Raw genomic sequence first — 10,286 nt, forward strand, 5'->3', positions numbered from 1 at the left:
CGTGCGCTGGAGAAAATGCGCCGGGGGTCGTGTTGAATGAGTATCGTGATCAGAAAGGGATGCGCGGATACAGTTTTCAGAAAAAAATGGGTATGATGGCTGCCGTATGCTGCTGAACAGGCAGTATATCATGAAGAAAAAACAAGGCCAGCTGCAAGCTGACCTTGTTTCTGAAGAGAACTGGATTGAACCCTGCCGTCCAAAAATACTGTTGCGCTGAATTTCAGCAGGATAAATCAGTGACCTGACAGGCTTCCTGGATTGCCCAATTGATTGAATGGACCATTTGGGCCGGATTGAACAATGTTGGTTTGATTGGAAGAATGGAAGTAACGTGGGTAATCTGCTGGTGGCTGGGTCTGGATGGTGAATCCGGTTGCATCTGGCTGAACCTGGCCGGTAGCACCAACCTGAGCAGTTCTGCCGCCGGAAGGGCCGTAGGAAACACCGGTATTGCTATACAGGCCTGAAGCAGAAATGCCGACCATGGAATCAGCGCTAGCCAAGCTGGCACCTAATGCAAAACAGGACACAATCGCGATATTTATAAGACTCTTTTTCATGAAAAGCTCCTAAATATGAAGTTGGAAGGATAGTTATATGGGATCAAGGTTGACTTGATTTGCGTATAGTACCAGTTAACAAGAGGGTGTAAATAGTTTTGTGTAATCAGTCGGCCGCTGGTAATTGCCAACCCTCCCAAACAAGCTGTATTTGACCCATTTGCAGCATACGGATGCTACCACCGAAGGGCCATCTGATCAACAGCTAATGTGCATTATGATGCTTTTTTCCATCCTGAATCTGCCCGTGTCCATGTTTTCCCGGCTGGAAGCCGGGTTTGCGCCGGCTGCCATGCTGAAAAACGCCGGGAAATTCCCGGCCCAATTCGGATAATGGTCTGGTAATGAGAGTTGCAGCTACTGGCATTGGTTGGTTTCTGGGATATTCAGGTAACTGTTTTATTCGTCCTTGTCCAGTTCAGGATTCCATCCGCTATTGCGGGCGGCTTCTATGGCCTGTGCATAGTATTGCTCGTGCTTTTCCCGCAGATTTTCCGGCAGTTTGCTGGGCAGGTGAGCGTAGGGTTCCCATGCGGCATAGACCTTTTCATATAGGTTCTGCATTCTGGCAGAATCCCAGCCTTCACAAGTTTCTGATCCCGGCAGGATACCGAATATCCAGGCATCACGTACGATGCGTCCAAGGTGGGTAAGTCCGCCTTTGGCATCCTTGTCTATGCCGACATAAAGTTGTTGTGTCATCGCGTCAATCCTGCGTAAAGTGAGGGTAGTTTTTCTGGTAGCCGTTCCACATGATCCAGAACGATGTAGTTTTTGGCTCCGAAAATCCGGGAAACATACTGGTCTGCCCGCGGATCAAGCGAGATGCAGAATGTGGTCATGCCGGAACGGGCCATTTCTTCCACGGCCTTTTTCGTATCGTAGCGCAAATACTGTGGATCGCGTACATCGATGTCTGCCGGTTCGCCATCGGTGATCAGCAGTAACAGCTTCTTGGCGGATTTCTGTAGTTTCAGGTAATGCCCGGCGTGACGGATGGCGGCACCCATGCGAGTGGAAAACTGGCCTTTCATGCCGGCCAGCCGTGATTTGGGAATCTCATTGTATGGCTGGTCGAAATCCTTGAAGCGCGCATATTCAACCTTGTGGCGCCCATCCGAGTAGAAACCATGGATCGCAAACGGGTCGCCGATCTTGTTGATTGCGTCCGCTAGCAAAACGGTGGCCTGGCGCTGCAAGTCCAGGATGCTGTATTCTTGCCCGGACACTTTCTCGTTGGTTGATTCGGATAGATCGAGCAGCACCATTACCGAGATATCGCGTATCTTGCGTACCGAGCGCATCATGATGCGCTGATCGGGCTGTTGTCCCATGCGAATGTCGATCATGGCACGGATGGCTGCATTCACATCCACCTCGTCTCCATCCTCCAGTTTGCGGATACGGGTTACTCCCTGCGGCTGCAGCGCATCCAGCAGGAACTTCAGGCGGTTGATCGTTCGCTTGTGCTGCGAAGTGATTTCATCAATCAGTTGCAGGTTGCCCATTTTCGGGCGTTTTTCCAGCACGGTAGCCCAGGCTGGCCGCTCCAGCTGGATCTGGTAATCCCATTCCGAGTAGTGGTAAGGTTCGGATATCGGCTCATTTCCCTCCATTTCATTGAAAGACTTACCCATGTCCTCGTATGGAAAAAATTCGGTGTCCAGCACCCATATTTCCTGCGCGTCGTCCCCGGCGGTTTCGACGTCGATTTCATGGGCCATTTCGATCGGGCTGACGTATTTGCGGACCTGTCTCGGGGTCTCGTATCCGGCTGCCATCGCCTTGTCGAAATCAAACTCTTCGAACTCCCAGAGGTAGCGGTTGTCATCCCGATAGGGAGCAGACAGCAGATCGGTGCGTGGATTGAAGGCAATGTGCCTTGACATGAACTCGTGCGCCAGCTGCACCCCGATATCCCAGGAAGTCTGGTTCGTTTCCATGTCTCCGGAAGCCTGCGTGAACAACAAGCGTCCCTGTGCGATCCAGGGATCATCGTCCTGATAACAGTCATCCAGCAGTGCGCGTGCGAGCCGGTTCAGGTAATCGCCTGCCGTGCTGTTCTGGCCGGGGGTTATGGTGTGGAACTGTGTCCACAGTTGTTTGAGACCGGGGAATTTACGCACGGCCAGCATTTCGATGCGTGCGTCTTCCACCACGCTGATGACTGCCATCTGCCATGGGTTCAGCGCTTCGGCAGAGATAGGGTCGCGCGTGTATACAATGTGGGCCGCGCAGTGGGCTGTGGCAGCACGGTATACCTCCACGCCGGGCACGCGGATTTCTCCTGCGGAAAAATCGTCAAAGGCATCGGGTATATGCAGAAAGTAACCTTCGATATAGGGGCGGTAGCCTTCGCGGGTCTCGAAGTCCCCGGAGGTGGGTTTCATGAAGAAATCTCGCGCCCATAAAGCGCGCAGGTACATATTGATGCGGCGCTGCACATCGATGAACAGTGTGCCCTTGCGCTCCTTTTGCAGCATTGCCAGGGATTCTTTGGACTGCAGGCTGAAATAGCTGCCCTGTTCCGGGTAGTTGGTACGATAGGCATGCGCGCCCCAAAGCGCCCAGCGGCGCAGTCCGCCCAGGGTAAGCTGGTTGAACAGCACTTCCAGATTTTCAAGCATGGGCCGCATGCCGCGCGGTGCCTGGGAAACCAGGGTGTTCAGGAACTGCAGGTAACCACGGAAAAGGGTCTCGTCTCCGAGGCGGCTGGCTGCCGTTGGCGCTGTACTGAGAACCAGTTCGATCACTGCCCCGGAAGTTTTGGAAGCCATCATCAGCGTATTATGTACAAGATCCGGTATTGCATCTTCGCCAATCTCTTTGGCAACGAGTGGTGCATGGTTGATCCAGGTGGCGATCAGGCTGTCGTCCTTCCCCAGTGTTTTCAGGGCGGAAGCCCCCTTTAGGTAGTTGTCCAGGCCACGCGCACTGAATATCCTGGTTGCTTCATGCCATGCTGCATGAAGGGTTTCCTGCAATTTTGGAGAGAGTGAATCAAGTAATTCCTGGTAGTCTTCAAGACTGATTGACATGGTAACTCCACCAGTAAAGACAATGTAAACGGGGCGGACAAACAGTGAAGCAGCCCGCCCGGCGGAACTAAAAGAATGTGGTCACCGCGGCATCGAGGGCGTCGCGCATATCGGGGTCGTCGGTGATCGGTCGCACCAGCGCCACGCGGCAGGCCTTGACCGGGTCGACCCCGGTGGCGATGAGGCTGCCTGCATAGATCAGCATGCGGGTCGAGATTCCCTCATCCAGCCCATGCCCTTTAAGATTGCGCGCCCGCTCGGCGATGGAAACCAGTTTGCCGGAAATCTCGGCTGAAACCCGGGTTTCGTGCGCGACAATCTCGGTTTCGACGGCATGTTCTGGGTAGTTGAAATCGAGGCCGCCGAAACGTTGTTTGGTCGACTGCTTCAGATCTTTCATCAGGCTTTGGTAACCGGGGTTATAGGAAATCACCAGTTGAAAATCAGGGTGTGCGTGTACCAGCTCCCCCTTTTTTTCCAGCGGCAGTACGCGGCGATTGTCGGTCAGAGGATGGATGACCACGGTCGTATCCTGGCGCGCTTCGACCACTTCGTCCAGGTAGCAGATGGCGCCATGGCGCGCGGCGATGGCCAGCGGGCCGTCCTGCCAGCGGGTTCCGCTGGCGTCGAGCAGGAAGCGCCCGACCAGGTCGGATGCGGTCATGTCCTCGTTGCATGCTACCGTGATCAGCGGTTTGCCCAGCTTCCAGGCCATGTGCTCGACAAAACGGGTTTTGCCGCAGCCGGTAGGTCCCTTCAGCATCATGGGCATGCGTACGGAATAGGCCGCCTCGTACAGCTCGATTTCGTCCGAGACAGGGCGATAGTATGGTTCTTCTTTAATCCTGTACTGTTCAATAATGTCGCTCATTTCAGTTTCCATCCATGTATTGTTTTCAACCCAAGGGAGCAAATACCCGCTTTGCGCAGTCACTTGCGTCCGTGTGCTAGGAATATTCCCGGTGATCCTGGGATTCCCCACCGCCTGTGGTCAGGCGACGGGGAAGGGGCGTATTTTTATACGGTCTTGCCACGGTAAATGACCATGGCTGCACCTTGCGACTGATTGAAGTTGTTGTAACCAATCAGGCGCACGTGGTTGTTCGGATTTGCCTTGCGGCAAGCATCGGCTTCGGCTAGAACCTTGTCCACATCAGTTTCGCCGAACATCGGCAGCTTCCACATATACCAGTAATAATCCATCACGAATTCCGGTTCGGTATGCTCGATAGCCGGATTCCAGCCCTTGGAGATCAGATACTCCACCTGTTTCCTGATTTCATTTTCTGTCATTGCAGGCAGGTAGGAGAAAGTCTCGAACTTGCGGCTTGACGGATCGCTCAGGCGCGATTTGTAATCCATTACTTCACTCATGATTTACTCCTTTAATATATATCATACAGGCCAGGCCGCAGCCTGGAGCCTGTGCTGTCCGGTTATTTGTGAGCCACATCCAGTTTGTCGACGGTGTCGAACTCGAATTTGATTTCTTTCCAGGTTTCCATTGCGATTTTCAGCTCCGGGCTGTGAGCAGCGGCCTTGGTCAGAATGTCCTTGCCTTCCTTCTCAACGGCAATCCCTTGATTGCGGGCTGCCACGCAGGCTTCCAGTGCCACGCGGTTTGCCGCTGCGCCCGCAGCGTTGCCCCATGGGTGGCCCAGGGTCCCGCCACCGAACTGCAGTACGGAATCATCGCCAAAGATGGTGACCAGCGCCGGCATGTGCCATACGTGAATACCGCCGGAGGCAACCGGGATCACGCCGGGCATGGAGCCCCAGTCCTGATCGAAGAAAATGCCGCGGTTGCGGTCTTCCTTGATGAATTCGTCGCGCATGATGTCGATCCAGCCCAATGTGGCTTCGCGGTCGCCTTCCAGTTTGCCTACAACGGTACCGGAGTGCAGGTGGTCACCGCCAGACAGGCGCAGTACCTTGGCAAGCACACGGAAGTGGATACCATGGTGCGGGTTGCGGTCGAGCACGGCGTGCATTGCGCGGTGGATGTGCAGCAGCATGCCATTCTTGCGGCACCAGTTTGCCAGACCGGTGTTGGCTGTCAGGCCGCCAGTCAGGTAGTCGTGCATGATAATCGGAGCACCAAGCTCCTTGGCAAATTCAGCGCGCTCGTACATGGCTTCTGGAGTAGGAGCGGTTACATTCAGATAGTGGCCTTTGCGTTCCCCGGTTTCGCGCTGGGCTTTCAGGGTTGCATCGTGCACAAACTCGAAACGCTGGCGCCAGCGCATGAACGGCTGACTGTTGACGTTTTCATCGTCCTTGGTGAAATCCAGACCGCCACGCAGGCATTCATAAACGGCACGACCGTAATTTTTGGCGGATAGGCCGAGCTTGGGTTTGATGGTGCAACCAAGCAGTGGACGCCCGTATTTGTTCATGATGTCGCGCTCAACCTGGATACCCTGTGGTGGGCCGCCGCAGGTTTTCACGTAGGCGATAGGGAAGCGCACGTCCTCCAGGCGCAGGGCGCGCAGCGCCTTGAATCCGAATACGTTGCCGACCAGGGAGGTCAGCACGTTCACCACCGAGCCTTCTTCAAAAAGATCGATCGGGTAGGCTACGAAGGCGAAAAAGCAGGTGTCGTCGCCGGGAACGTCTTCGATACGATAGGCGCGACCCTTGTAGTAATCCAGGTCGGTCAGCAGGTCGGTCCAAACCGTGGTCCAGGTTCCAGTGGAGGATTCAGCTGCAACGGCAGCAGCCACTTCTTCACGGGGTACCCCGGCTTGTGGAGTGATTTTAAAACAAGCTAGGATGTCGGTATCCAGCGGTGTGTATTCTGGCGTCCAGTATGTTTGCCTGTATTCTTTTACACCGGCGTTGTAAGTCTTGACTGCCATTGCAGGCTCCTTGATTTCAAGTTAAACGTATGCTGATCTGTGCAGACCAGCTTCTTCTGGCTCATTCGAGCGTGGCGCAACTATAACGCAGATATACCTATAAATAACAATTGTATTTTTTAATAAAAATGATAGATTAAATACTATGGTTATCCGTGTGGTCATGCAGTACGCATGCCTTGCGCCAGATGCTGGCGTTCTAACCGGCGATGTATTACGCTTTGTTTGACTTCACGAGAACAGTGATATAACACAGTACTGAAGTTGTTCAGTTTGACCGGACATCTTCCGAAATTTCGGCGGCAGATGGTTGGTGATGGTGGAATCAGTCAGCAAGTCAAAGCGGTGGGCAGCGGAGTCTGGCTGTCATGCAGCGTGAACCGCCACCGGGATTGGTAGAGGCTATTTGGTTTAAGTCAAAATTCACTTATTGTTCTGGCGAATTGCCAATACTTGTATATTGGACGGAAAGACGCAGCCAAGATGAAGCCTCCCGCGAATTAAATGGATGGGAAAGCAGTTCGCGGAAAATAAAGCTTACATTGGTATTGTCCAATTGTATCTATTGAGTAAGGTTTTGGATTCTACGCAATTCGCTGCAATAAACAATCTGGATGTTGAAGGCGGGGATTGTTGTGGCCTAACTTCCTTAATCGTTAGCCCGGTTTTGTTAAATAGTGTTCAATGGTTCCGCTTTCAGCGTCCACTGATTCCAGATAGAAGATCATTTATTCAATTAAACAGATGGATATCAATTGACACCAGAAAGCAACAGCATTGTTTGCTGGCGAAAATTCGATGCTGATTAACTGACTTAAGTCAGCCGGTTCCGGAACATCCACGCGGAAATTGGTAGTGTGACCGCCGAAATCGCCACCAGTGCCAGCATCTCGGGGAGAAGTTGGCTAATCCCGGCAGCTTCGAGATAAATCTGACGGGTCATGCTGATCGCGTACCGCAGCGGGTTGAGACTGGTCAGGTATTGAATGACAACTGGCATGTTCATGATCGGCGTCGTCAGGCCGGACATCAACATGAATGGCATCAACACGATGACCGAGCCGATTATCGCCTGCTGCATGTTTTTGGCGATCGACGAGATGAACAGGCCGATGCCTACAGATGCGGCCAGAAACTCGATCAGGCTCAGGTAAAGGATGAAGTAGGAGCCTGCAAAAGGAATGCGGAACCAGAGTTGTGCGACCAGCAAAATCAACGAAGCCTGGATCAGGCCGACCAGCATACATGGCAAAGCCTTACCGATGATGATTTCGTAGGGTCGGTAGGGTGTAACCAGCAGCTGCTCCAAAGTGCCGGCCTCCCGCTCGCGAGCAACGGACATTGCGGTCAAGGTCATGGTCATAATCATCGTGATCATGCAGATTAGCGATGGAATCATGGTCCACCGGGTTTCGAGATTCGGGTTGTACCAGGCACGGGTGATCACCTGAATGCCTGGTGCCGCAGAGTATCCATTCTCGTCACGCCATTTCTGGGCAAAGTCCGCAGTGATCGCGTTGATGTAGCCTTGGGCCGTTCTGGCGGTATTGGTATTTCGACCATCGGCAATGACCTGAACCATGGCTGCCTTGCCGGCCATTAACTGGCGCTCGAAATCTCGATCGATGGAGATTGCCAGGACAGCGCGCTTTTCAGTGATCTGATCCGGAATCTCGGAGGCTTTCTGCAAAGTGGCAACACGATCGAATGTACCATTGCCATCGATGGCTGCGATCAGCGCCCGCGAGGCTCCGCTATGGTCCCGATCCAGAACCACATACGGAACGTGGTTGAGGTCATAACTGGCGGCGTAACCGAAGATGAGGCACTGAAGGATCGGCGGTACGAATACCGTGATGCGGCTCTTGGGATCCTTCAGGATCGCCAGCAGTTCCTTCCGGATCAGGGCAAAAATGCGATAAATGGAATCGATCATGGCAGCCTCAGCCAATGGTCTTGCGGGTGGACTTGATGGCGATCCGCATCAGGATCGCTGCCATGACTGCAAGAACTGCCGAATCGGGCAGGATGACTGCCCAAACGTCACCGGCGAGGAAAAGCGTCTGCAGGGAACTGACGAAGTAGCGCGCCGGTAAGATGTGGGTCACGATCTGAGGGCCAATCGGCATGCTGCGGATATCAAAGATAAAGCCCGACAGCATGATCGCCGGTGGGAACGTGACCAGAAAGGTAAGCTGGTTGGCAAGGAACTGGCTCTTGGTTACCGAGGAAATGACCAGGCCGATCCCGAGTGCGACCAGTAAATAGAGCGATGACACCAGGACCAGCAGCCATAATGAACCGCGCAGCGGAACGCCAAACAGGAGCTGGCTGCCGATGACCGAGAGCGCTAGCCCGAGCATTCCCATGATGAAATAGGGAATGGTCTTGCTCAACAGGATTTCCCCCGGACGGACGGGAGTCGCAAACAAGGCCTCGAACGTCCCTCTCTCCCACTCGCGAGCAATCACCAGCGAGGTCATCAAGGCTCCAATCAGTGTCATCACCAGAACGATGACGCCCGGAACGAGGAACCATTGACTCTGGTTCGCCTCGTTGAACCACACGCGATTCTCGATGACGATGTTTGCCATTTCGAGTACGGGTCGGCCGTCTTTTGCATCACGTGCCTGCCAGGTATTGATTGCACCATTAATATAGTTTGAGGCAATTCTGGCGGTGTTTGGATCGGTCGCATTTACGGAACCAGCAGTGTGGCGTCACCATTTGTGACATCACGGGAGAAATGGGGCGGGAAGCGCAGGATGGCACGGACCTCTTTTTTGGCCATGAGATGCTCTGCCTCAGCTATGGTTCTTACCGGATGGACAACGAAATAGCTGGAGAGTCTGAGTGCTGATACGGCACTGTTGGTGTTCTCGGATGTGTGTTCGACAACTACTGCCACCGGCAGATTCTTGATGTCGAACGTGAGACCATAACTTCACGGTCGCAGGCATACCCAGGCGCAATATGTTGCCTTTGTCCTTTACAAACACCCTGATTTCATAGACCAGATTGGTACGCAAATCCTCGGTCTGCACTGTCTTGGGCGTGAATTCAGCTACCGGTGAAATAAAACCAACCCATCCATCCAGCGCAAGATCTGGCATGCTATCTACTCGAATTTTTGCTCGTGAGCCATTGCGGACATGACTTAGATTCGGTTCCGGAATGTATGCACGAACCCATTTCGTACCGATAGTGGCCAGGGAAAATACCGGCTTGGTTGGTGAAGCCATTTCACCCGGTTCCATCAGCCGAGACTGAACCACCGCATCGAAGGGGGCACGTAATTCGGCGTCGGCTACCTGTTGGCGTAACAAGTCCAGTTGCGCCTCGTAGCTTCGAAGTTGCGCTCTGGCTTGTGCAATGTCTTCAGGTCGGGGACCGATGACGGCCAGCTTGAGTGCGTTTTGCGCCACATTAACCTTGGCGGCAGCCATATAAGCTGTGGCTTTTGCCTGATCGACGTCCTGCTGGCTGACCGCAGCTATCCGGCCCATTGCCTTGCTCCGCGTATATTGCGAAGTTGCATTGATCGAGTCGGCCCTGGCCGATTCAAGATTGGCTTTCGCCTGGGCGATTTCTTCCTTTCGGGTGCCGTTCAGAAGTCGATCCACCACGGCTTTTTGGGATTCCGTCGCAGCCTGGATCTGCGCAAGTTGCGGCAGGAGACGACTGGTTTCGAGTCGGGCTGAATCGCCCCGGGTTTCGTGGAGGCTATTTGGTTTAAGTTCATGCCACCGTAGCGGCCTGTTTAGCGAGTTGCCGATAGTAGTTTACCTCAGCTTCTGCGGGTGGAATATACCCGATTGGTTCCAGCA

9 protein-coding genes and 1 pseudogene are annotated in these 10,286 nt (G+C 53.6%); all 10 read right to left on the bottom strand.

Annotation, left to right across the window (positions count from 1 at the left end; translation table 11 throughout):
• Positions 1–236 precede the first annotated feature (236 nt).
• Positions 237–563, bottom strand: a complete 327-nt coding sequence (locus KJA68_RS05265; protein WP_213035889.1) for a hypothetical protein — start codon at positions 561–563, stop codon at positions 237–239.
• Between the two features lie 399 nt (positions 564–962).
• On the bottom strand, positions 963–1,265 hold the full coding sequence (locus KJA68_RS05270) for a hypothetical protein (RefSeq protein WP_213035890.1): 303 nt from the start codon (positions 1,263–1,265) through the stop codon (positions 963–965).
• Positions 1,262–3,601 (bottom strand): nitric oxide reductase activation protein NorD, encoded by a 2,340-nt coding sequence (locus KJA68_RS05275; protein ID WP_213035891.1) that lies wholly within the window; start codon positions 3,599–3,601, stop codon positions 1,262–1,264. Before KJA68_RS05275 ends, KJA68_RS05270 begins: the two co-directional genes overlap by 4 nt.
• Positions 3,602–3,668: 67 nt before the next feature.
• The gene (locus KJA68_RS05280; protein WP_213035892.1) at positions 3,669–4,472 is read right to left on the bottom strand and encodes a CbbQ/NirQ/NorQ/GpvN family protein; all 804 of its coding nucleotides are present in this window, start codon (positions 4,470–4,472) and stop codon (positions 3,669–3,671) included.
• A 146-nt stretch (positions 4,473–4,618) separates the two neighbouring features.
• Positions 4,619–4,975, bottom strand: coding sequence for a ribulose bisphosphate carboxylase small subunit (locus KJA68_RS05285; protein WP_213035893.1), 357 nt, complete (start codon positions 4,973–4,975; stop codon positions 4,619–4,621).
• A 62-nt stretch (positions 4,976–5,037) separates the two neighbouring features.
• Positions 5,038–6,459 (bottom strand): form I ribulose bisphosphate carboxylase large subunit, encoded by a 1,422-nt coding sequence (locus tag KJA68_RS05290; RefSeq protein ID WP_213035894.1) that lies wholly within the window; start codon positions 6,457–6,459, stop codon positions 5,038–5,040.
• Positions 6,460–7,273: 814 nt separating this feature from the next.
• Complete coding sequence (locus KJA68_RS05295; RefSeq protein ID WP_213035895.1) at positions 7,274–8,395, bottom strand: ABC transporter permease; 1,122 nt, start codon at positions 8,393–8,395, stop codon at positions 7,274–7,276.
• A gap of 7 nt (positions 8,396–8,402) precedes the next feature.
• Positions 8,403–9,131, bottom strand: coding sequence for an ABC transporter permease (locus tag KJA68_RS05300; RefSeq protein ID WP_213035898.1), 729 nt, complete (start codon positions 9,129–9,131; stop codon positions 8,403–8,405).
• A 26-nt stretch (positions 9,132–9,157) separates the two neighbouring features.
• Complete coding sequence (locus KJA68_RS11050; RefSeq protein ID WP_338140717.1) at positions 9,158–9,367, bottom strand: hypothetical protein; 210 nt, start codon at positions 9,365–9,367, stop codon at positions 9,158–9,160.
• Between the two features lie 40 nt (positions 9,368–9,407).
• Positions 9,408–10,235: pseudogene (locus KJA68_RS11155) on the bottom strand (HlyD family secretion protein); the annotation flags it as partial.
• Positions 10,236–10,286 lie beyond the last annotated feature (51 nt).

It is taken from the genome of Candidatus Nitrotoga fabula, from assembly GCF_905221025.1.
Lineage (GTDB): Bacteria > Pseudomonadota > Gammaproteobacteria > Burkholderiales > Gallionellaceae > Nitrotoga > Nitrotoga fabula.

Coding starts and splice junctions, on each gene's coding strand:
- KJA68_RS05265 (WP_213035889.1), bottom strand. CDS start 563: ATGAAAAAGAGTCTTATAAATATCGCGATTGTGTCCTGTTTTGCATTA.
- KJA68_RS05270 (WP_213035890.1), bottom strand. CDS start 1,265: ATGACACAACAACTTTATGTCGGCATAGACAAGGATGCCAAAGGCGGA.
- KJA68_RS05275 (WP_213035891.1), bottom strand. CDS start 3,601: ATGTCAATCAGTCTTGAAGACTACCAGGAATTACTTGATTCACTCTCT.
- KJA68_RS05280 (WP_213035892.1), bottom strand. CDS start 4,472: ATGAGCGACATTATTGAACAGTACAGGATTAAAGAAGAACCATACTAT.
- KJA68_RS05285 (WP_213035893.1), bottom strand. CDS start 4,975: ATGAGTGAAGTAATGGATTACAAATCGCGCCTGAGCGATCCGTCAAGC.
- KJA68_RS05290 (WP_213035894.1), bottom strand. CDS start 6,459: ATGGCAGTCAAGACTTACAACGCCGGTGTAAAAGAATACAGGCAAACA.
- KJA68_RS05295 (WP_213035895.1), bottom strand. CDS start 8,395: ATGATCGATTCCATTTATCGCATTTTTGCCCTGATCCGGAAGGAACTG.